Genomic DNA, 19,799 nt, shown 5'->3' on the forward strand with positions numbered 1-19,799 from the left:
CTGTGCCACTGTGTGGGCTGGGAGCAAACAGGTCGTTAACAGATCAATTTATAGGTAGATTTTCATAGGCCTGGGGCAGGGGGCTCATATCCTGATCGGGTCCTGATCGGGCCTTTTCGGACCAGATATAAAAAAGGCGCCCCGAGCGGGACGCCTTTTTGAACTGTGTGGGCCGCTTACGCGTTGCCCATCATCTCTTCTTTGACCTGTGCCAGGATCTCGGCGCGTTTGGCGCGGACCTCTTCGGCGGTCACCGTGTTCAGGTCGCCCACAACCTTGCGCACGACGTCCTCATGGCCAGCCTCTTCGAAATCGGCAACGATGACTTCTTTTGCATAGGCTTCGGCCTCATCGCCGGTCTTGCCCATTTTCTCGGCTGCCCACAGGCCAAGCTTTTTGTTGGCGCGCGCCTCGGCTTTGAAGATCATTTCTTCGTCATGAGCAAACTTGGCTTCAAAAGCTGTTTCGCGGTCGTCAAAAGTGGTCATTCCGGTTTCCCTATCCTTGGGTGAATACTCTGTTGTCTTTGATATGCCAATCGCGGGCCTGTCTCGCAACCCCGCTAGCGCTCTCAACGGCAGGAAATTGCATTTGTTTTGACAAGAATAGCAGGAAACACGGGATAATTCTGCCCAATTCTTGCCTCAGCGCATGGAAATGCGTATAGCGCGTGCAACAGGCAGGAGTCGCGTGGCTCCTGCAGGCTGCACTTCAATGGCGGAGATCCCATGGCACGGCGCAAAAAACTTTACGAAGGCAAGGCAAAGGTTCTGTATGAAGGGCCGGAAGCGGGCACTCTGGTGCAGTATTTCAAGGACGATGCCACAGCGTTCAATGCCGAGAAAAGGGACGTGATCGAAGGCAAGGGGGTGCTGAACAACCGCCTGTCCGAATTCTTCATGAACGGCCTGACCCAGATCGGTGTGCCAAACCATTTCATCAAGCGCCTGAATATGCGTGAGCAACTGATCCGCGCGGCCGAAATCGTGCCGTTGGAAGTGATTGTCCGCAATTTCGCCGCGGGCTCCATGGCCAAGCGCCTCGGGCTTGAGGAAGGCACCAAACTGCCGCGCCCGATTGTCGAGTTTTCCTATAAGGATGATGCGCTTGGCGACCCGCTGGTGCCGGAAGAATATATCATGGCGTTCGGCTGGGCCTCGCAGCAGGAGTTGGGAGAAATCGTCGACATGGCGCTGCGCGTGAACGACTATCTCTCTGGTGTTATGTTTGGTGTTGGCATCAAGCTGATTGATTTCAAGATCGAATTCGGTCGGGTCTATGATGGCGATTTCCCGCGTCTGATCCTGGCGGATGAAATCAGCCCCGACAGCTGCCGCCTTTGGGATATCGAGACCGGGCAGAAGCTCGACAAGGATGTGTTCCGCCGTGATCTGGGCAGCCTGACGGATGCCTATACGGAAGTGGCCCGTCGCTTGGGGGTGCTGCCCTCGAACGTGACCCATGCCAACACCAAACCGACCCTGATCAACTGATCCCTTTCCGGCGCCCCGGCAAAACGCGTGGGGGCGCCGCAACACCTAAATCCCGGGCAAAATTCGTGCAGAGTTTTGGTCCAGCGCTAAGAGAAGGAAGTGCAGATGAAAGTCCGTGTAGACGTGATGCTGAAAACCGGCGTTCTTGACCCGCAAGGCGAGGCCGTGCGCCATGCGCTTGGCAATCTGGGGTTTGACGGCGTGGAAAAGGTGCGTCAGGGCAAGGTGATCGAGCTGGATGTGGCCGAGGGCACGTCGGAAGATCAGATCAAGGATATGTGCGAAAAGCTGCTCGCCAATACCGTGATCGAAAACTACGCCATTCAGGTGCTGTGATGAAAGCGGGGGTCATTGTATTTCCGGGTTCGAACTGCGACCGCGATCTTGCGGTGGCGTTTGAGCGGGCCGGCGCCGATGTGACGATGATCTGGCACAAGGACACGGACCTGCCCGAGGGGCTGGATATTGTGGGCGTGCCGGGGGGCTTCTCTTTTGGGGATTACCTGCGTTGCGGCGCCATTGCGGCGCAGTCGCCGATCACCAGATCGCTGATCAAACACACCGAGCGTGGTGGTTATGCAATCGGGATCTGCAACGGGTTCCAGGTGCTGACTGAAACCGGCATTCTGCCCGGTGCCCTGATGCGCAATTCGAACCTTAAGTTCATCTGCAAACCGATTGGCTTGAAAGTGGAAACCACGGATTGTGATTTCACCGCCGGCTATGAGCAGGGGCAGGAAATCACCGTGCCGGTTGCGCATCATGACGGCAATTACACCGTGACGGATGAAAAGCTCGCGCAGCTGCGTGACGAGGGGCGGATTGCCTTTACCTATACCGACAATCCCAATGGTTCGACCGGCGACATCGCCGGGGTGATTTCCAAAAACCGTCGCGTCCTTGGTATGATGCCGCACCCGGAGCGCTGCGTGGACAAACTGCATGGCGGCACCGATGGGGTGGCAATGTTCCGCTCGTTGGTGGACGCCGTGGTGGCTGTTTAAGCGGATCGTCTTGTGACCCCCGGCCATGGCGCGTAAACTTGCGCCATGGCGGACAACACCCAGAAACGCACCCAGAAATTGATGACTGATGCTCCCACTCCGCGCCCTGGGGTCTCTCTCAGGGGACGGTTGGCGCTTTTGGCCCTGGTCAGTCTGGCCGCTGCGGTTATTTTCTTCTCCAATCGTTGGTTGACCGAACGCTATACCGAAACCACCCGTAACCAGGCTGAACTGCGGGTGGCGCTTTATTCCGGCAATCTGATCAGCGAATTGCAACGTAATTCTGTTGTGCCTCTTCTGTTGTCGCGCGATCCGGCCCTGATTAACGCCTTGAATTCCGGGGATTTTTCCCATAGTTCTGCCCGGCTGATTTCATATCTGGATGAGATTGAGGCAAAGTCGCTTGTGCTTTTGGATGGAGATGGGCGGATTGTTGCGGCGACCACCCGGGAAACGCTTGGGGAAAGCCATCGTTCGGAGCCGCATTTCGTGGATGCGCTGCGCAGCTCTGAAACCGTGTTCTCGGCGGTGCCGACCGAGGCGGGGGCCTATGAATTCACCTATTCGCGCAAGATTGAAGCCGGCAACAAGGTGATTGGCGTGATTGTGGTCGAGGTCGACCTGCGCAAGTTTGAAAAAAGCTGGGCCGGAATCTCGGACGCTGTTCTGGTGACCAATTCCGAAGGGAATGTGATCCTAGCGACCGAATCCCGCTGGCGTGGCAAGCCAGAGAATGAAGCGCTGGAGGCGGTCCCGGCAATGGCCGCGATCCGGCGCAATTTCCGTAATTCTGCCGAATGGACCGCGCTGCCCTCGGAAATGCTGTTCCTGGGGGAAGCGGTGATGCGGCAGGAAGCGCGGGTCCCGTTTCAGGGCTGGCGCATTGCGTCTTTCACCTCATACGCCTCGGTGCGTGAAAAGGTGAACGCGGTTCTGTCCCTGGAAATCATGGCCTTTGCCATGCTGCTGTCGCTGACCTTTTACCTGATCAGCCGCCGGGCCCAGTTCAGATCGGTTCGCTTTGCGCAGGAATCAGCGGATTTGCGGTTGCTGAACAATCAGTTGCAGCGCGAAATTGCCGAACGTCAAAGGGCTGAGAAGAACCTGCAAGTGGCTGAGCAGACACTGGCGCAAAGCTCGAAACTTGCCGCCCTTGGCGAAATGTCCGCAGCCGTCAGCCATGAGCTGAACCAGCCTCTGGCGGCGATGAAAACCTATCTTGCGGGGGCCAAGCTGCTGCTGCAACGCAAACGGCCTGACGAAGCCCTGTCCAGTTTCCAGCGCATTGATGATCTGATTGAACGTATGGGCGCCATCACCAAGCAGCTGAAATCCTATGCGCGCAAAGGGGGCGACGCGTTTGAACCGATGGATGTGCGCGAATGTGTGTCTTCCGCGCTGTCGATGATGGAGCCACAACTGAAAAGCCGTGAGGTGCGCATCACCCGCAATATTCCACGAGATCCGGTCATGGTGATGGGGGATCGGTTACGGCTTGAACAGGTGCTGATCAATCTGATGCGCAATGCGATTGACGCCACCAAGACTATCGACGCGCCGCAGGTTGATATTATCGTCAGCCGCGGGGATTACGCGTTGATTTCGGTGCGCGACAATGGCGATGGGGTGACGGATCTCGACAATCTGTTTGAGCCTTTCTACACCACCAAAGCCCCCGGAGACGGGGTTGGGCTTGGCCTTGCGATCTCCTCCGGCATTGTCAATGATTTCGGTGGGCGGTTAATTGCTCGTAATGGTCAGGATGGCGGTGCGGTGTTTGAAGTCGAGCTGCCACTGCTGAAAGAAGTCGACAGTGATATTGAAGCCGCCGAATAAGGTGGCCATATGAATGCAGTGCCCGAGAGGGAAAGAGGAGTGGTCATGGCCCAGGTAATGAAAATTGCAATCGTCGATGACGAACAGGATATGCGGCAGTCAATTTCTCAGTGGCTGTCCCTGTCAGGCTTTCAGACCGAAACCTACCCGTCGGCGGCTGATGCGCTGAAAACCATCGGTGCGGATTATCCGGGTGTCGTGGTGTCAGACATTCGGATGCCCGGCATGGACGGGATGGATTTTCTGAAAAAACTCATGTCGCTGGACAGTTCGCTGCCGGTGATCATGATCACCGGTCACGGCGATGTGCCGATGGCGGTTGAGGCGATGCGGGTCGGGGCGTTCGATTTTCTCGAAAAACCGTTCAACCCCGACAATATGACAAGGCTGGTCAAGAAAGCATCCCATAAACGCCGCATGGCGCTGGACGCGCGCGCCTTGCGAAAAGAGCTGGGCGATGGTTCGACCATCATGAAAAAACTGATCGGGGCTTCCCCGGTCATGTCACGCCTGCGCGAAGATATCCTCGACATCGGTCAGTCCGACGGTCATGTGCTGATCGAGGGGGAAACCGGAACCGGGAAAACCCTGGTGGCGCACGCGCTGCATGCGGTTGGGGCAAAAGCGGGAAAGAAATTTGTCGTGGTGCCCTGTCTCGGGCAGGATGAAGAGGATCTGGGCCGCCGCCTGTTTGGTCCGATGGAAGAGGGCGGACAGCAGCCTTATGTCGAAGAGGCGCGGGGGGGAACCCTGGTGCTCGAAGATATCGAAGCCTTGCCTATGGCGCTGCAGGCCCGGCTTCTGACCTGGATCAACGATCAGGGCACCCCGGCCGAGACCCGCATTGTCGCAATCTGCAACCTGCAGGAACAGGGCAAAACCTGCGAAGATTGCTTGCGTCCCGATCTGTTCTACCGTCTTGCCGCCATGAAAATCACCCTGCCTCCGCTGCGTCAGCGCGGCGAGGATATTCTGATGCTGTTTACCGGCTTTGCCGACCAGTTTGCCGAGGAATATGGATGCGCCGCCCCCACCGTCAGCGTGCAGGAAGCAGCCCAGCTGATGCAGGCGCCCTGGCCGGGCAATATTCGCCAGTTGATCAATATTTCGGAACGCGCCGTGCTGCAGTCGCGCCGTGGATCGGGCACCATTTCGTCCCTGTTGATGAATGATCATGAAGAAGCGCAACCGGTGATGACCACCGAGGGCAAGCCGCTTAAGGAATATGTCGAAGCGTTCGAACGGATGCTGATCGACAACACGATGCGCCGCCACAAAGGATCTATTGTCGGCGTGATGGAAGAGCTTTGCCTGCCGCGCCGCACCCTGAACGAGAAAATGGCCAAATACGGCCTGCAGCGTGCTGATTATCTGCAATAAAGCGTTTCGGCTTTAGCCTGAGACAGGGAAAAGTCGAAACGCAGCAAGAGATCTCATTGTTGTGAGCGTTTCGGAACAAACATGTGTGTCAAGTTTATCCTGAAACGCTTCAGGCGCAGCCGGACCAGATCTATAACCAAAAGGGGCACCAATATTCGGCGCCCCTTTTTTCTTGCTGAAAATACCTCGGGGTGAGGCTGAAAGCCGAGGGGCGGAGCCCCTGATTATGGCCTCAGGCGCGCCTTGCGCGTTCAATCCTCTGGCACGCCGTCCAGCCCCTTCAGCCCCTCCAGCATGACCGCCAGCTTGTCTTCATACTGGCGCCAGCGGCCGATCGAGGAATTGTAAAGCGGCTGGCGGGCCTGGTGGATCGACAGGGTTTTCACCTTCCGCTTGTTTTCATAGAAGGACAGGCAGGCGTCTTCCCAGTCCAGCTCACAGAATTCCAGCAGCTTGCGCACCTCGGTTTCCGGGTCCGCCACCAGCTTTTCATATTGGATTTCATAAATCCGGTCCGCAGCCAGCTTGCGCCACGCAGCCAAGTATTCAGTAAACAGGCGATAGACCTCAACCAGATCTTCCTGGTCATTGGTGTAGGTATGTGCCCCGCGCACGAAGCGGTTTTTCAGCATCGAAAACAGGTTGTCGCGTGGATCACGGCGCAGGGCAACAATCTTGGCTTTGGGAAGGGCAAGCCAGACCAGCGGCGCCACTTTATACGTCGAGATCGACTTGTCCGTGACGATATCCGTGTCCGGGAACCTCTTCAGCACCGCTTCGCGATACTCGCGCCCGATCTTTTCCAGCGTCGTGTTGGGCAGATCGTTGATGGAACCGCCATTTGCGACCACTTTATTGGCATGCGCAAACCCGATTGTGTGAAACAGGGACATCTCATCACCGCCGGTGACACGGGAATGGCTGGCCAGAATCTGCTCGACCAATGTGGTCCCGGACCGCGGCATCCCGGTGATGAAGATCGGGCTGTCCTGCTGATAGCCCACCTGTCCGATACGTGACATGTCCATCCCGTCGACAAAGCGCATCATCTTGGTGAAATCGGTCTGCTCTTTTTTCTTGTCATGGGGGAACTCCTCCAGCGCCATGGCATTGGCGGCCTCCAGATAGGGCCAGACCTTGTCGAACTGCTTGTTGTCTTCCATCAGTTTGACCAGCGCGTAAGCCAGATCCACCCGTGCGGGCAGGTCGGGGTCATTTTCCCACAGCGACAGCATTTCCTGGGCGATCGGATCCTCCAGCGGCAGCTTGCGCCCGCCGCCGATCTGGCGATACACCGCGCCGGATTTCAACCCGGCCTCCAACGCGGTTTTCAACAGGGTTTCAGCCTCTTCGAACTTGCCTCTCTGCTGCATCAGGTTGCCAGCGATCGTGACCACACGCGGATGGGTCGGTGCGCGTTCAAAGGCATTGCGCGCCAGCGCCAGCGCCTCTTCGGGCTTTCCGGACTGATCCAGAGCCACCGCGCGCAGCGCTGTTTGTTCGGGCGTGTTGCGGATCGCTTCTGGCAGGGCATCATAATCCGCCAGCGCTTCATGCGGGCGTTCCAGCATGATCAACGTGTCAATCCGCAAAAGACGCCCCAGCTGATTGCCCGGATCGATTTCCAAAAGGCGATCGAAATAGGGCACTGCGTTATGCGGGCGGCTCAGTTCTTTCAGGACAAATCCCATATTGCCCAGAAGCTTTGGATTGGAGGGGACCTGTTTATGGGCCTGTTCCAGCAGCTCATGCGCTTCGTGAAACCGCGACTGTGTGGACAGAAGCTCACCGTAATTGATCATCGCCTCCGCATAATCCGGGGCGATCTCAAGCGCCCTGCGATAGGCGGCTTCAGCTTCGTCGGGTTTGCGCATGGCGGTCAGGGTGCCGCCGAGGATCAATTGAATGATCTCGTTTGCCGGATGGGCGGCAGCCAGGGCCTGGGCTTCTTCATTGACTGCGGCCACGTCGCCAGAGTTGAACCGGGCCAGCAGCTCATTGATCTTGGCGGAGGGGATGCCTACGGATTTGCGTACCGTGTCGGAATTGCTGCGGGTCATCTGCGCCAGAAGTTTCTTCTGCCCCGACGCCGGAATGCCCACCTTTTTCATCAGTTTCTGGGCGCGCTTGACTGCGGCCTTGTCCCCGAGCATGGACAGTGCATTGGCATAAAGTGACCAGATTTTCGGATCGCGTGGAACAAGCCGCGTCGCCTCGTGAAAGGCGCTGACCGCATCCTTGAAACGCCCCTGTGTCATCGCCGTCTGCCCGGACCGCAATGCTTTTTGCGCCTGGGCAATCGCCGGGTTGGCCGACGGGGCAGGGGCAGGACGCCCGGATGCCTGGCTGGCCAGCGGAAATATCGGGGGTCTTGATTTGTTTTGCGACATGGTGTTGGGTCTCCGCGAGCAGGCCATCCGGGCCGGGCCAAATTCTTCCTACTGGCTATCGTGACAGCCATGGAGGCGCAAGAGGGGCGCTGGCAATAGCGCAACCGCGGCGCGCATTTGCCGTTATTATTCTTGACTTATCCCGATTTTCCACCGATAAGCCGCCAATCCGGCCGAGGGATCCCTTTGCCGGAATGATTAATCTCTGCCCAAACGGGCGCGCCGTTCGAGGCATTGGTGGGACCAACCCACCGCCGAAACACCGGGAGATCCGGGGCCGTAGGACGCGGAAAATGAAGGAAGACCAAATGTTTGCGGTTCTGAAAACCGGCGGCAAGCAATACAAGGTTCAGGCTGGTGACATCCTGCGCGTTGAAAAACTGGCTGCTGAAGCTGGCGAAACCGTCCAGTTCAACGAGATTCTCATGGTTGGCGCCACTGTTGGCACCCCGGTCGTCGCTGGCGCCGGTGTGCAGGCAGAAGTGATCGACCAGATCAAAGGCGAGAAAGTCATTCACTTTGTGAAGCGTCGCCGTAAGCACAGCTCCAAGCGCACCAAAGGTCACCGTCAGCAACTGACGCTGGTGAAGATCACCGAAGTGCTGGAAAACGGTGCTGACAAATCGGGTGTGAAAGCTGCGATTGGCGCAGGTTCGGTTTCGGGTGCTGCGGCCCCGGCGGCCAAAAAGGCTGCTCCGAAAGCCGAAGCCGCTGCTGGTGCTGACGATCTGACCCAAATCACGGGTGTCGGCCCCGCTGCCGCCAAAAAGCTGGCAGATGCCGGCATCACCACCTTCGCCCAGCTGGCCGCTGTCGACGTCGAAACCTTCGATGCCGTCAAAGTGAAAGCCGAGTGGGTTGAGCAGGCCAAAACTCTGGCCTAATCTTAACTAAGGAGAGATAGCATGGCACATAAAAAAGCTGGCGGTTCATCCCGTAACGGCCGCGACTCAGCCGGTCGTCGCCTTGGTGTAAAGAAATACGGTGGCGAAGCCGTCATCCCGGGCAACATCATCGTGCGTCAGCGCGGCACCAAGATGTGGCCGGGCGCCAATGTGGGCATGGGCAAAGACCACACCATCTTCGCAACCAGCGAAGGCAAGGTGCAGTTCCACAAAGGCCTGAAAGGCCGCACCTTTATTTCGGTTCTCCCGGTGGCGGAGGCCGCTGAGTAAGCCGAAACCTGCAAGGTTTGAAAAATCCAGGGGCCGGCGTGATCGCCGGCCCTTTTTCTTTGTTCCGATGCCTCCCATATGGGGGGTAGGAAAATTTAACCATTTTGACGTCATGCTCCTCGCGCGAACCATGGTGGGGCAGGCAATCAACAGGCAATTCCGGGGCATGGTCCAGCCTGGACCCCGGCTGGAGGTCAGAGCTTTTCGAGGAGGGAAAGCCATGATGCATGATATGATTACCAATCAGCCCGTGATCGAAGCAGATCGGTTCGTGCTGCGCCCGGTGCGCAAATCCGATGCGGGTCCAATGGCGCTTTATGCCAGCGATCAGCGCGTCGCCAATGGCACCCGCTCAATCCCTCATCCTCTGCCGCCTGGTGCGACCGAAGGGTTCATTGCCCGCGCGCTTGAAAGCACACGTAAGCAAGAGGTCTGGGTGATGGATGGCGCCCGGGATGGCCAGCGGGAAGTTCTGGGGGTGATCACACTGTCCCGTCTTGATCGCAACCAGTCTGAACTGTCTTACTGGGTGGCGCCTGCCTTCTGGAATGGCGGCCTCGCGTCCGAGGCGGTTCGGGCGCTGATCGATGCCAATCCGCTGGACAACAGCACGATCTTTGCCTCGGTCTTTCAAGACAGCCCCGCCTCGGCCCGCGTGCTGACCAATGCAGGGTTCGAATATATCGGGGATGCTGAGAGCTTTTCCGTCTCGCGCAACGCCGCGGTGCCAACCTGGACCTATCTGCGCAAGCTTGCCTGAGGACCGGACGAAAGGGTGGGGCATGTTGATCGAAACTGAGCGGTTCACGCTGCGCCCTCTTTTGGTGCAGGATCGTGACCAGGTGGTGAAGGGGCTGAATGACTACGCGGTCACAAAATGGCTGACCGTCGTTCCCTTTCCCTATGGTCCGGCAGATTTTGACGGGTTCTTGGCGTTTCTTGATGGCAAACCCGCCCATGAGGCGCTGGCCATCTGCAAGGGAGAAGGCGTTCTGGGCGTGACCGGGATTGGCGATAGTCTGGGATATTGGCTGGCCCGCTCTCATCAGGGGCAGGGCGTCATGACCGAGGCGGCGGGGGCACTGGTCGATTGGTATTTCCGAAATACCCCTGCTGACGCCCTTTTGTCCGGTCATTTCCACGGCAACCATTCGTCGCGGAATGTTCTGACCAAACTTGGATTTATTTCCACCGGGCAGGTGGAACCGGCCTTTTGTGTGTCGCAGAACAAGACCTTGGATCTGGTCAAGCTTTGCCTGACGCGTGCGGATTGGGAGGGGCGGCAATGATGACGCGCCTCGTAACCCAGCGACTTATGATGCGCCGGACGGAGCCCGCAGACCTGGAGGCGCTGCACGCGCTTGTATCGCATCATGATGTGGTCAAGATGACGGCAACCTGGCCCTGGCCTGCAGAGCGCGATCATACCCGCGCCCGCTGCGTGCCCTTTGATCCGCAATTGGGCATGGTGGGACAGGTGTTTCACAAAGGTGAACTGGTGGGCAGTATGGGGATCGCGTCGCGGGACGGCCAACTGCCCGAAATGGGCTACATGTTCGCGCCTGCCCATTGGGGCCGGGGATTTGCCACAGAGATGGGGCAGGCGCTGATCGCGCATTGCTGGCAACGCTATGACTGGACCGAGATTTCGGCCTGTGTGTTCGGGGACAACCCAGCCTCGGGCCGGGTGCTGGAAAAGCTTGGCTTTGTTGCAACCGGTCCCTGTCGTGGCTATTGTCGGGCGCGGGACGCGGAGCTTCCGACACTCACCTATCGCCTGTCCCGCCCGTAAGCCCACGGTTTTCGCGGCTTATTGCGCACAAAGCCCTGCAAAGACTTGAGCATGCGCTCATTTCCCTCTATCGCCAGTATTCACTAACACAGCCCACCAGAAAGGCACATGTCATGAAGTTTCTCGATCTCGCCAAGGTCTATATCCGCTCTGGTGGCGGTGGGGGGGGCTGCGTGTCTTTCCGGCGCGAAAAGTTCATCGAATATGGTGGACCGGATGGCGGTGATGGCGGCAAGGGCGGGTCCGTGATTGCCGAAGTGGTCGAGGGGCTGAACACCCTTATTGATTTCCGCTATCAGCAACATTTCTTTGCCGATAATGGCCGCCCCGGCATGGGCAATCAGCGCACCGGCGCGGATGGCAAGGATATCGTGCTGCGCGTGCCGGTCGGGACCGAGATCCTCGATGAAGACCAGGAAACCGTGCTTGCTGACCTGACCGAAGTGGGGCAGCGCGTGGTGCTGGCCAAGGGCGGCAATGGCGGCTTTGGCAACCTGCATTTCAAATCCTCGACCAATCAGGCGCCGCGTCGCGCCAATCCGGGGCAGCCGGGGGTGGATCGCACCATCTGGCTGCGTCTGAAACTGATTGCAGACGTCGGGCTGCTGGGGCTGCCCAATGCGGGCAAATCAACCTTCCTCGCGGCGACCTCAAATGCGCGCCCCAAAATTGCCGACTATCCGTTTACCACGCTTCACCCCAACCTGGGTGTGGTTGGCGTTGACGGGGCCGAGTTTGTGGTTGCAGACATTCCCGGCCTGATCGAAGGGGCCAGCGAAGGGCGTGGGCTGGGGGACCTGTTTCTTGGTCATGTGGAACGCTGCGCGGTGTTGCTTCACCTCGTCGATGGCACATCCGATGACGTGGCGGGGGACTGGCAGACCATCATCACCGAGGTTGAAGCCTATGGGGATATCCTCGGGGGCAAGACCCGCGTGACGGTTCTGAACAAGGTGGATGCGCTGTCGGATGAGGAACTGGCAGAAAAACAGGCTGAGCTTGAGGCCGTGGCTGGCCCGGTCCTGCTCATGTCCGGGGCGGCGCAGAAAGGCACGATCGACGTGTTGCGGGCCCTGCGCCGGGAAATCTCGGAAGATCGCATTCGCCAGAAACCCACAGAGGAGCCCGAGCAATGGCAACCCTGAGCGGGACACTGGCCAACGCCCGGCGCATTGTCGTCAAGATCGGGTCGGCATTGCTGGTTGATGCGCAAACAGGGGCCCTGAAATCGGATTGGCTGGCATCGCTGGCAGAAGATGTTGCCTGGCTCAAGGGGCGGGGCGCTGACGTGGTTCTGGTGTCTTCCGGCTCCATCGCGCTGGGACGAGGGGTGCTCGGGCTGACACCGGGAACCTTGTCGCTGGAACAGGCGCAGGCGGCTGCCGCCGTGGGGCAGATCCGTTTGGCCCGTGCATATGAACAGGCGCTGGCCCATCACGATGCCACCACCGCACAGGTGCTGGTCACGCTGGAAGACAGCGCAGATCGGCGCCGCTACCTGAATTCCCGTGCCACGTTGGAGACGCTGCTGTCCCTGGGCGCGGTGCCGATTGTGAATGAAAACGATACGGTGGCAACGGATGAGATCCGTTTTGGCGACAATGATCGCCTCGCGGCGCAGGTTGCCGTCACCATCGGTGCCGACCATCTGGTGCTCCTGTCGGATGTGGACGGGCTTTATACCGGAAATCCGCGGGTTGATGCCTCTGCCACACGGTTTGACGTTATTGATGAGATCACCCCGGAAATCGAAGCGATGGCGGGGGATGCGGGAACTGGTCTGTCAAAGGGCGGCATGAAAACCAAGGTGATGGCCGCCAAAACCGCAACCGGGGCAGGCTGCGCTATGACCATCACCGAAGGGTCGCGCTTTAATCCCTTGAAAACACTGGAAGAAGGGGCGCCGAGCACTTTGTTTGTTGCAGGCACGGACCCCAAGACATCTCGCAAGAAATGGATTGCGTCGATGAAGCCGCAAGGCGATATCGTTGTGGATGCGGGCGCTGCCCGTGCGCTGGGTCAGGGAAAGTCCCTGCTGCCCGCCGGTGTCAGTGCCGTCTATGGCAGTTTCGGTCGTGGGGACAGCGTGACCATCCATGGCCCGGATGGGGTGCATATCGGGTCGGGTCTCAGCCGCTATACCGCAGACGAGGCCCGCGCCATTGCCGGAAAACGCTCTGACCAGATCGAGGCGGTTTTGGGCTATTCCGGCCGGGCTGCACTTGTTCATCGGGACGATATGTCCCTGTAAAACAATAAGCTAAACGAAAAACTTCACACGGAGAGTGAGATGAGCGACGACATCAAGACGATGATGACCCAGATCGGTGAACGCGCAAAAGCTGCGTCCAGGGAACTGGCCTTCGCTCCATCCGAGGCAAAGGAAACCGCGCTGATTGCGGCCGCAGAGGCCTGTTGGGCGCGACGGGATGAAATCATCGCCGCCAACGCGCAGGACATGGCGTATGGCCGTGAAAAAGGGTTGTCGGATGCGATGATGGATCGTCTGATGCTGGACGAAGACCGGATCCAGGCGATGTGTGAGGGGTTGCGCACGGTTGCCTGGCAGGATGATCCGGTCGGACAGGTGACCGAAGAATGGGATCGCCCCTCGGGGTTGCATATCAAGCGGGTGCGCACCCCTCTTGGTGTGATTGGCGTGATTTATGAAAGCCGCCCGAATGTGACCGCCGACGCGGGCGCGCTCTGCCTCAAGGCTGGCAATGCCGTCATCCTTCGTGGGGGATCAGAAAGCTTCCATTCCGCCGGCGTGATCCATGCCTGCCTGCAGGATGGGCTGCGCGCCGCCGGGTTGCCCGAGGACGCGATCCAGCGCATTCCGACCCGTGACCGCGCCGCCGTCAGTGAACTTTTGACCATGACCGATCATGTGGATGTGATCGTGCCGCGCGGTGGCAAGGGGTTGGTCGGGCTGGTGCAACGCGAAGCCCGCGTGCCGGTTTTTGCACATCTCGAAGGCATTGTGCATATCTATATCGACAAGGATGCAGACGCCGAGAAGACCGCGCGTGTGGTGATGAATGCCAAGACCCGGCGCACCGGCATTTGCGGAGCTGCGGAATGTTTGCTGATCCATAAGGACGCGCAGGAGCTGGGCCAGAAAGTGATCAATGATCTGATGGCCGCCGGCGTAGAAGTGCGTGCGGGCGCCGGGCTGTCCGGCAGCGTTGCCGCAACCGAAGAGGACTGGGGCAAGGAATATCTTGACCGCATCATTGCCGCCAGGCTGGTCGAGGATGTGGATGGGGCCATTGCCCATATCAACCAGTATTCCTCGTCTCACACCGATGCGATCATGACGGAAAATGACGCCACCGCCGCGCGGTTCTTCACCCGTCTCGACAGCGCCATCCTGATGCGCAATGCCTCCACCCAATTTGCCGATGGGGGCGAGTTTGGCATGGGGGCCGAGATCGGCATCGCCACCGGCAAGATGCATGCGCGTGGACCGGTCGGGGCAATGCAGCTGACCAGTTTCAAATATCTTGTGGAAGGCGACGGCACCACCCGCGCCTGACCCCGTCTTGAAAATCAGCAAAAAGGGCGCAAAAAATCCAGCGCCCTTTTTCTTGCGCCAAATACCTCCGCCGGAGGCATTGCGCGCAGCGCAAAATTTACGTCAGAATATCACGTTGATCGAACTGTCAGTCAGGGTGACCTCGGCCTGGCGTCCCTGCCGCGCCAGTTCCGGTGCAATCAGGGCATAATGAACCTGCGCGGGCAGAACATTGGTGGTTTGGTCCGGCTTGGTAATCAGCGCCCAAAGTGCAGGATCTGTGTTGAACCGGTCGGCCTCGGCCCAGAGGCTCCAATGTCCGTCCTGTTCCGTCACCACGATCTTGCCGCCCCAGGGCATTGCCGTTTCCATACATTGCAGGACAAGAAATGCGAGCTTGACCTGACCGCGCGGCTGATCGCCAACCGGGTTCCAGAGAATTTCAACCCTGCGCCCTTCGCATCCCGCAGAAAGCACCGCACGGATTTCGCGTTCAGCCACATTTTGCCTGTCATTGGCAGATCCGAAGGCCACGCGGAAAAACCGGATCCTTGCATTGGCATTCTGCACACTTTCCGAGATCAGAGCCATCTCCGGGCTGTCCCCAAGGCCAGACAACTGCAAAAGCTCAACCCCATTGCTGATTGCGCCCAAAGGGCTGATAAGGTCATGGCAGATCCGTGATCCGATCAGGGCGGTCAGGTCTCTGGTCTCGGTGGTCATGGGGTGCTCCTGTCAGGAAAGGCTAAATATGAATTCACTTCTGGAACCGGGGATGCTCGTGCGCCATCCCATGCAGCCTGATTGGGGGCTTGGGCAGGTGCAAAGCAATATTGGTGGCAAGGTGACCGCCAATTTTGAACATGTCGGCAAACAGGTAATTGATACGAACGTGGTAGAGCTCATGCCGGTTTTCGATAGTGATGACACTCAATCCTAGACAATTGGTTAAGAAGCAGCAACCAATGCGTGTGCGTGGCGGCGTTGCATCGCGTAAGGGCTCGGCGTAAAACCGCGTTGGAAACCGGTGCCGGCGTATGAGGTCAAAGAAACATGCAAGGGGCAGAGCCTGTGTTTGAGCTGAGATTGGCGCGTGATACGGCGGATCTGCGCGCAGCCCAGCGTTTGCGCTATGATGTGTTTGTGCGGGAACTGGGCAGCGGCGGCCCGCTGGTGGACCACGACCAGAAGCTGGAAAAAGATGTGTTCGATCCCTATTTCGATCACCTGATTCTGTTTGACCACGCGCGCGCGGGGTCACCTGCGGTTGGGGTGTATCGCCTGATGCGGGACGAGCGGATGACAGCAGAGCAGGGCGGTCCGGGCCGGTTCTATTCCGAGGATGAATATGATCTGACCGTGCTCAAAACCTCGGGTCGGAAACTTCTGGAACTTGGGCGATCCTGCGTGCATCCCGATTATCGTGGCGGCACCGCCATGCTGCATCTGTGGAACGGCCTAGCCAGCTATGTCGCTGAACATGAAATTGAAATCCTGTTCGGGGTCGCCTCGTTCCATGGCACGGATATCGACGCCTTGAAGGGGCCTTTGTCCCTGCTGCATCATCGCCATCTGGCCCCGCCAGAGCTGCGGACCACGGCGCAGCGTGACGTCTATCAATCCATGAACCTGTTGCCCGAAGATCAGATCGACCGGCCTGCCGCCATGCGCGCGGTGCCTGCGCTGATCAAGGCCTATCTGCGTGTCGGTGGGTTTGTGGGAGACGGGGCCTTTGTCGATCACGGTTTCAACACCACCGATGTCTGCCTGATCATGGATACAAAGCGGATGAGCGCCAAGCACAAAGCCTATTACACCGAGGGTAAGACCGGCCCCAAAAATACGGGCCCCAGAAATACGGAGCAGAAGACATGACCGCTCTTTGGCGTGGGGAAGAGGAACCGGGGGCGTTTCGTCCCGGATGGGCAGGCGGCATTCGGGCTGTCCTGCGCGGCGTGCCTCTGGCCATTCTCGTCTTTGGAGGCCTGCTGGTGCTGCTGCTTGTGCGCCTGATTGAGCGCCCCTTGTTTGGGCTGCATCGTCCGATCACCCCTTATATCACGCAGTTTGTCTGTCGATCGGCGTTTTTCGTGCTGGGCATCCCGTTTTCCGCGCGTGGTGGGCAAATGCGCGAAAAGGGCGCGGTGGTGGCCAATCACGGGGGGTGGCTTGATATCTTTGCCCTCAACGCCAAGAAACGCGTTTATTTCGTGTCAAAGGCCGAGGTCGCTTCATGGCCCGGGATCGGCTGGCTGGCCCGCGCGACCGGTACGGTGTTCATCAAACGTGACCGTAAAGAAGCGGCCAGCCAGATCGGGATATTTCGGGATCGTCTGTCCGCAGGGCATAAGCTTTTGTTCTTCCCTGAGGGCACATCATCGGACGCACGCCGCGTTCTTCCTTTTAAATCAACGCTTTTCGCGGCGTTCTTTGCGCCGGAACTGCGCAATTTCATGTGGGTTCAGCCGGTTACGGTGCGGTATTTTGCCCCCGAAGGAGAAGACCCGCGCTTTTATGGTTGGTGGGGGGATATGGCTTTTGCCCCGCATCTGCTGCAAACTCTGGCGGCACGGCGTCAGGGCCGGGTTGAGGTGGTCTATCACAAACCGGTCAAGGTGACTGATTTTTCGAGCCGCAAGGCTCTGGCGGCCCATTGCGAACATGAGGTGCGCAACGGGCTGGGAGAGTTGGACGTCGAAACCACGGATCCCGAGGTGCTGGCGGATCTGGGCAGCGTGCACCAACCCTGAATTGCCGGTTTTCCAAGCGGAATTTTGCCGCTAGATTGCTGGGGAAAGGATATGCCAAGAACAGCTGTCGGGTATATCTGTCACATCAATAAAGCGTTTCGGCTTTAACTTGACAAAGGGTAAAACCGAAACGTGGCAAGAGAGATCAATAATGCGGGCGTTTCGTGGTAAACCATGTCTCAGGTTTATCACGAAACGCTTTAGGGTGAAAAAGATGACAAAACGATTTGCGATGATGTCCTGCCTGTTGGCGATGGTGGCTCTGGCGGGGTGTGAAACGGTCAAGGGCGCGTCACGGGATGTGCATTCCGGGGCCGAGACCGTGCAGGGCTGGTTCTGAGCGGTTTTTCGCATTTCATCTGCTGAAAATGAAAACCCCCGCCTGCCTGTCAGCAAAACGGGGGAATTTTCGCGCTCTTGTCTGTGGTCTGATCAACCAGCCAGTCCCTCGTCCATGGCGTTGATCAGGGTTTTCAGCGCGGCCACGGGATCTTCCATGCGCCAGATCTCTTCTCCGATGGCAAAAAAGTCGGTGATCGGGGTCAGGGCGCGGATGATATCTGCATCGAGCGCCCCCTCGGCCACAACCGGCACTTCGATCATCTCGCTCCACCAGCCAAACAGCTCGGCCTCTGCGCGGGTGCCATCGCCAAGGGTGGACAGGCCTGCGGGGCCAAAGCTGATATAATCCGCGCCGTTTTCGCCTGCATTCATGCCTTCGTGGCGGGAATTGGTGCAATAAGCACCAACAATGGCATCCTGCCCCAGATCGGTGCGGGTCTTGCGCACGCGGCGCGCGCCATCGCCCAGATGGACCCCGTCCAGCCCAAGGCGTTCCACCATCAGGGCATGTTCCGAAATCACGATCGGCACGTCGCGCGCATGGGCCACTTCGCGGCAGACATCTGCGGCGCGCATGATCCGGTCCTCATCCGAGGTGGCCAGCGTCAGGCGCAGGCAGGCGATTTCGGCACTGTCAAGCACACGGGCCAGATCGGTGGGGAAGGTCGACAATTCGAATTCAGGCGGGGTCAGCAGGTAGATCTGCGGGCGTTCCAACTCTTGTGCTTCAGCCATATCATGATCCTTTCCGGGTGGTCCGTCCCAATTCTTTTTGCGCTTATTGAGCCAAATCGCATATTTTGCAAGAGGCGGGTGGCGTGACCTCTCTCAGGAGGTCTATTTGGCGGGCAAAGTGGCGACAAACCCCTGTGCCAGTTGCAAAAGCTGCGCACGGGTCTGGTCGTTTTCCAGCGCGTCGGGAGAGACATCGACAAATCCCCCCATCCGGCGCCCGGTGAATGCCATCGGCACCACCCCGTCCAGCGCCAGGGCAAGCCCCTCATTATCCTGGCCAACGCGATACATCGCCCCGTTTTTGTGCACGCCGCACAGCATGTTTCCTGCCAGCAGGAAGGCCACACCGCCAAACATCTTCTTTTCCGAAATGTCGGGCAGCCCAAGCAGATCCCGAGCAAGGATTTCGTAGGTTTCCGTATCATAAAGCGTTTCGACTTTAACCTGAGACAGGGAAAAGTCGAAACGCAGTACGAGATATCAATGTTGTGGGCGTTTCGGAATAAGCATGTGTGTCAAGTTTATCCCGAAACGCTTTAGGCCATGGCGCCTCCTTGCAATTCGGGTCGGGGCCAGCGTATCACGGCGCGACGTTTTGGAAAGGTTTTGGTCATGAGCGAAATGGGTCCTGATCCCGCAATTGTGCTGGTACGCCCACAAATGGGCCAGAATATCGGTTCGGCTGCGCGGGCAATGCTGAATTTCGGGTTGGAGCGGATGCGGGTTGTCGCCCCGCGGGACGGCTGGCCGAACCCGGATGCGGTGGCCATGGCCTCGGGGGCCGGGCGGGTTCTGGATGGCGCAACGGTGCATGACAGCGTGGCTGATGCGGTGGGGGATTGTGACTTTGTCTTTGCCACCACCGCCCGGTCACGGGAATTGAGCAAGCCGATTTTCAGCCCGGAAGCGGCGATGGAATACACCCGCCAGATGCAGCGCGAGGGACGCAAGGTGGCGGTCCTGTTCGGCCCTGAGCGCACCGGGCTGGAGAACGAGGATGTGGCGGTGGCCAATGCAATCATCACCGTGCCGGTGAACCCGCAATTTGCCTCTCTGAACCTGGCGCAATGTGTGCTTCTGACTGCTTATGAATTCCGTCGTCAGTCGGTTGATGTGCAGCATGAGGTTCTGTCGATGCCCACGACAGAGACCGCCACGGTGATCGAGGTGGACAAGCTGGCTGAGCATTATGAAACCCGGCTGGATGAACACGGGTTCTTTTTCCCTGATACCAAGGCTGAGGTGATGAAGGTTGCCCTGCGCAATATGTGGAGCCGCATGCCGCTGACCCGGCAGGATGTGCAAATGTTCCACGGGATCCTGCGTCAGCTTTTACGCAAAATCGACGGCAAATAACCTTATTGCCCCTCTGAAACGAACGGCCC

Annotated in this window: 23 protein-coding genes; 18 read left to right on the plus strand and 5 right to left on the minus strand. The window is 58.5% G+C overall.

The window, feature by feature from the left end:
• Positions 1-176: 176 nt before the first annotated feature.
• Complete coding sequence (locus AKJ29_RS14035) at positions 177-488, minus strand: DUF1476 domain-containing protein (protein WP_055191848.1); 312 nt, start codon at positions 486-488, stop codon at positions 177-179.
• A 240-nt stretch (positions 489-728) separates the two neighbouring features.
• Between AKJ29_RS14035 and purC the strand changes: the two genes are divergently transcribed.
• The 5 genes from purC to AKJ29_RS14060 all read left to right on the plus strand — a co-directional run bounded on the left by purC (position 729) and on the right by AKJ29_RS14060 (position 5,713).
• Positions 729-1,493 (plus strand): phosphoribosylaminoimidazolesuccinocarboxamide synthase, encoded by a 765-nt coding sequence (purC, locus tag AKJ29_RS14040; RefSeq protein WP_055191850.1) that lies wholly within the window; start codon positions 729-731, stop codon positions 1,491-1,493.
• A gap of 105 nt (positions 1,494-1,598) precedes the next feature.
• Positions 1,599-1,829 carry a phosphoribosylformylglycinamidine synthase subunit PurS gene (purS, locus tag AKJ29_RS14045; protein ID WP_055191851.1) on the plus strand — a complete coding sequence of 77 codons (231 nt, stop codon included), beginning with the start codon at positions 1,599-1,601 and terminating at the stop codon, positions 1,827-1,829.
• A complete protein-coding gene (purQ, locus tag AKJ29_RS14050; protein WP_055191853.1) occupies positions 1,829-2,497 on the plus strand; it encodes a phosphoribosylformylglycinamidine synthase subunit PurQ in 669 nt (222 codons plus the stop codon). The genes purS and purQ overlap by 1 nt, the downstream gene beginning before the upstream one ends.
• A 45-nt stretch (positions 2,498-2,542) precedes the next feature.
• On the plus strand, positions 2,543-4,333 hold the full coding sequence (locus AKJ29_RS14055) for a sensor histidine kinase (protein WP_409360036.1): 1,791 nt from the start codon (positions 2,543-2,545) through the stop codon (positions 4,331-4,333).
• A gap of 45 nt (positions 4,334-4,378) precedes the next feature.
• The gene (locus AKJ29_RS14060; protein WP_055191855.1) at positions 4,379-5,713 is read left to right on the plus strand and encodes a sigma-54-dependent transcriptional regulator; all 1,335 of its coding nucleotides are present in this window, start codon (positions 4,379-4,381) and stop codon (positions 5,711-5,713) included.
• A gap of 251 nt (positions 5,714-5,964) precedes the next feature.
• Here the strand turns inward: AKJ29_RS14060 and AKJ29_RS14065 are convergent, their stop codons facing one another.
• Positions 5,965-8,103, minus strand: a complete 2,139-nt coding sequence (locus AKJ29_RS14065) for a sulfotransferase (RefSeq protein ID WP_074963683.1) — start codon at positions 8,101-8,103, stop codon at positions 5,965-5,967.
• Positions 8,104-8,411: 308 nt separating this feature from the next.
• On the opposite strand from AKJ29_RS14065, the gene AKJ29_RS14075 reads away from it, so the two are divergent.
• The 8 genes from AKJ29_RS14075 to AKJ29_RS14110 all read left to right on the plus strand — a co-directional run bounded on the left by AKJ29_RS14075 (position 8,412) and on the right by AKJ29_RS14110 (position 14,608).
• Positions 8,412-8,987: a 50S ribosomal protein L21 gene (locus AKJ29_RS14075; protein WP_055191861.1), complete on the plus strand. Its 576-nt coding sequence runs from the start codon at positions 8,412-8,414 to the stop codon at positions 8,985-8,987.
• Between the two features lie 21 nt (positions 8,988-9,008).
• Entirely contained in the window at positions 9,009-9,278 is a 270-nt protein-coding gene (gene rpmA, locus AKJ29_RS14080; RefSeq protein ID WP_055191863.1) for a 50S ribosomal protein L27, read from the plus strand.
• A gap of 220 nt (positions 9,279-9,498) precedes the next feature.
• The gene (locus tag AKJ29_RS14085) at positions 9,499-10,038 is read left to right on the plus strand and encodes a GNAT family N-acetyltransferase (RefSeq protein ID WP_055191866.1); all 540 of its coding nucleotides are present in this window, start codon (positions 9,499-9,501) and stop codon (positions 10,036-10,038) included.
• 22 nt (positions 10,039-10,060) lie between these two features.
• Positions 10,061-10,567, plus strand: a complete 507-nt coding sequence (locus tag AKJ29_RS14090; RefSeq protein ID WP_055191868.1) for a GNAT family N-acetyltransferase — start codon at positions 10,061-10,063, stop codon at positions 10,565-10,567.
• Entirely contained in the window at positions 10,567-11,070 is a 504-nt protein-coding gene (locus AKJ29_RS14095) for a GNAT family N-acetyltransferase (RefSeq protein ID WP_161805436.1), read from the plus strand. The genes AKJ29_RS14090 and AKJ29_RS14095 overlap by 1 nt, the downstream gene beginning before the upstream one ends.
• Positions 11,071-11,183: 113 nt before the next feature.
• The gene (gene obgE / locus AKJ29_RS14100; RefSeq protein WP_055191872.1) at positions 11,184-12,215 is read left to right on the plus strand and encodes a GTPase ObgE; all 1,032 of its coding nucleotides are present in this window, start codon (positions 11,184-11,186) and stop codon (positions 12,213-12,215) included.
• A complete protein-coding gene (proB, locus tag AKJ29_RS14105; RefSeq protein ID WP_055191874.1) occupies positions 12,203-13,321 on the plus strand; it encodes a glutamate 5-kinase in 1,119 nt (372 codons plus the stop codon). Before obgE ends, proB begins: the two co-directional genes overlap by 13 nt.
• A 39-nt stretch (positions 13,322-13,360) precedes the next feature.
• Positions 13,361-14,608 carry a glutamate-5-semialdehyde dehydrogenase gene (locus AKJ29_RS14110; protein ID WP_055191876.1) on the plus strand — a complete coding sequence of 416 codons (1,248 nt, stop codon included), beginning with the start codon at positions 13,361-13,363 and terminating at the stop codon, positions 14,606-14,608.
• Between the two features lie 102 nt (positions 14,609-14,710).
• Here the strand turns inward: AKJ29_RS14110 and AKJ29_RS14115 are convergent, their stop codons facing one another.
• The gene (locus tag AKJ29_RS14115; protein WP_055191877.1) at positions 14,711-15,310 is read right to left on the minus strand and encodes a histidine phosphotransferase family protein; all 600 of its coding nucleotides are present in this window, start codon (positions 15,308-15,310) and stop codon (positions 14,711-14,713) included.
• Between the two features lie 28 nt (positions 15,311-15,338).
• Between AKJ29_RS14115 and AKJ29_RS14120 the strand changes: the two genes are divergently transcribed.
• From AKJ29_RS14120 to AKJ29_RS20345, 4 genes are all read left to right on the plus strand, one after another.
• Positions 15,339-15,527 carry a DUF3553 domain-containing protein gene (locus tag AKJ29_RS14120; RefSeq protein ID WP_055191879.1) on the plus strand — a complete coding sequence of 63 codons (189 nt, stop codon included), beginning with the start codon at positions 15,339-15,341 and terminating at the stop codon, positions 15,525-15,527.
• Positions 15,528-15,640: 113 nt separating this feature from the next.
• Positions 15,641-16,462, plus strand: coding sequence for an L-ornithine N(alpha)-acyltransferase (gene olsB / locus AKJ29_RS14125; RefSeq protein ID WP_055191881.1), 822 nt, complete (start codon positions 15,641-15,643; stop codon positions 16,460-16,462).
• Positions 16,459-17,337, plus strand: a complete 879-nt coding sequence (gene olsA / locus AKJ29_RS14130; RefSeq protein WP_055191883.1) for a lyso-ornithine lipid O-acyltransferase — start codon at positions 16,459-16,461, stop codon at positions 17,335-17,337. The genes olsB and olsA overlap by 4 nt, the downstream gene beginning before the upstream one ends.
• Positions 17,338-17,551: 214 nt before the next feature.
• Complete coding sequence (locus AKJ29_RS20345) at positions 17,552-17,677, plus strand: entericidin (protein ID WP_139231384.1); 126 nt, start codon at positions 17,552-17,554, stop codon at positions 17,675-17,677.
• Positions 17,678-17,769: 92 nt separating this feature from the next.
• On the opposite strand, the gene AKJ29_RS14135 is transcribed toward AKJ29_RS20345, so the two are convergent.
• Positions 17,770-18,414 (minus strand): thiamine phosphate synthase, encoded by a 645-nt coding sequence (locus tag AKJ29_RS14135; RefSeq protein ID WP_055191885.1) that lies wholly within the window; start codon positions 18,412-18,414, stop codon positions 17,770-17,772.
• 102 nt (positions 18,415-18,516) lie between these two features.
• Positions 18,517-18,885 carry a TfoX/Sxy family protein gene (locus AKJ29_RS14140; protein ID WP_409360042.1) on the minus strand — a complete coding sequence of 123 codons (369 nt, stop codon included), beginning with the start codon at positions 18,883-18,885 and terminating at the stop codon, positions 18,517-18,519.
• Between the two features lie 141 nt (positions 18,886-19,026).
• Here AKJ29_RS14140 and AKJ29_RS14145 point away from each other — a divergent pair, with 141 nt between their 5' ends.
• The gene (locus AKJ29_RS14145) at positions 19,027-19,770 is read left to right on the plus strand and encodes an RNA methyltransferase (RefSeq protein WP_055191889.1); all 744 of its coding nucleotides are present in this window, start codon (positions 19,027-19,029) and stop codon (positions 19,768-19,770) included.
• Positions 19,771-19,799: the final 29 nt, after the last annotated feature.

This window comes from Aliiroseovarius crassostreae (assembly GCF_001307765.1).
In the GTDB taxonomy this organism is placed as follows: Bacteria; Pseudomonadota; Alphaproteobacteria; order Rhodobacterales; family Rhodobacteraceae; genus Aliiroseovarius; species Aliiroseovarius crassostreae.

Excerpts from the sequence above, each read along its gene's own strand:
- AKJ29_RS14085 (WP_055191866.1), top strand. The coding sequence starts at position 9,499 with ATGATGCATGATATGATTACCAATCAGCCCGTGATCGAAGCAGATCGG.
- purQ (WP_055191853.1), top strand. The coding sequence starts at position 1,829 with ATGAAAGCGGGGGTCATTGTATTTCCGGGTTCGAACTGCGACCGCGAT.
- olsA (WP_055191883.1), top strand. The coding sequence starts at position 16,459 with ATGACCGCTCTTTGGCGTGGGGAAGAGGAACCGGGGGCGTTTCGTCCC.
- AKJ29_RS14075 (WP_055191861.1), top strand. The coding sequence starts at position 8,412 with ATGTTTGCGGTTCTGAAAACCGGCGGCAAGCAATACAAGGTTCAGGCT.
- AKJ29_RS14110 (WP_055191876.1), top strand. The coding sequence starts at position 13,361 with ATGAGCGACGACATCAAGACGATGATGACCCAGATCGGTGAACGCGCA.
- AKJ29_RS14065 (WP_074963683.1), bottom strand. The coding sequence starts at position 8,103 with ATGTCGCAAAACAAATCAAGACCCCCGATATTTCCGCTGGCCAGCCAG.
- AKJ29_RS14145 (WP_055191889.1), top strand. The coding sequence starts at position 19,027 with ATGAGCGAAATGGGTCCTGATCCCGCAATTGTGCTGGTACGCCCACAA.
- AKJ29_RS14135 (WP_055191885.1), bottom strand. The coding sequence starts at position 18,414 with ATGGCTGAAGCACAAGAGTTGGAACGCCCGCAGATCTACCTGCTGACC.
- rpmA (WP_055191863.1), top strand. The coding sequence starts at position 9,009 with ATGGCACATAAAAAAGCTGGCGGTTCATCCCGTAACGGCCGCGACTCA.
- obgE (WP_055191872.1), top strand. The coding sequence starts at position 11,184 with ATGAAGTTTCTCGATCTCGCCAAGGTCTATATCCGCTCTGGTGGCGGT.
- AKJ29_RS14055 (WP_409360036.1), top strand. The coding sequence starts at position 2,543 with ATGGCGGACAACACCCAGAAACGCACCCAGAAATTGATGACTGATGCT.
- AKJ29_RS14060 (WP_055191855.1), top strand. The coding sequence starts at position 4,379 with ATGGCCCAGGTAATGAAAATTGCAATCGTCGATGACGAACAGGATATG.
- purC (WP_055191850.1), top strand. The coding sequence starts at position 729 with ATGGCACGGCGCAAAAAACTTTACGAAGGCAAGGCAAAGGTTCTGTAT.
- AKJ29_RS14115 (WP_055191877.1), bottom strand. The coding sequence starts at position 15,310 with ATGACCACCGAGACCAGAGACCTGACCGCCCTGATCGGATCACGGATC.
- AKJ29_RS14035 (WP_055191848.1), bottom strand. The coding sequence starts at position 488 with ATGACCACTTTTGACGACCGCGAAACAGCTTTTGAAGCCAAGTTTGCT.
- olsB (WP_055191881.1), top strand. The coding sequence starts at position 15,641 with ATGCAAGGGGCAGAGCCTGTGTTTGAGCTGAGATTGGCGCGTGATACG.
- AKJ29_RS14095 (WP_161805436.1), top strand. The coding sequence starts at position 10,567 with ATGACGCGCCTCGTAACCCAGCGACTTATGATGCGCCGGACGGAGCCC.
- AKJ29_RS14090 (WP_055191868.1), top strand. The coding sequence starts at position 10,061 with ATGTTGATCGAAACTGAGCGGTTCACGCTGCGCCCTCTTTTGGTGCAG.
- proB (WP_055191874.1), top strand. The coding sequence starts at position 12,203 with ATGGCAACCCTGAGCGGGACACTGGCCAACGCCCGGCGCATTGTCGTC.
- purS (WP_055191851.1), top strand. The coding sequence starts at position 1,599 with ATGAAAGTCCGTGTAGACGTGATGCTGAAAACCGGCGTTCTTGACCCG.
- AKJ29_RS20345 (WP_139231384.1), top strand. The coding sequence starts at position 17,552 with ATGACAAAACGATTTGCGATGATGTCCTGCCTGTTGGCGATGGTGGCT.
- AKJ29_RS14120 (WP_055191879.1), top strand. The coding sequence starts at position 15,339 with ATGAATTCACTTCTGGAACCGGGGATGCTCGTGCGCCATCCCATGCAG.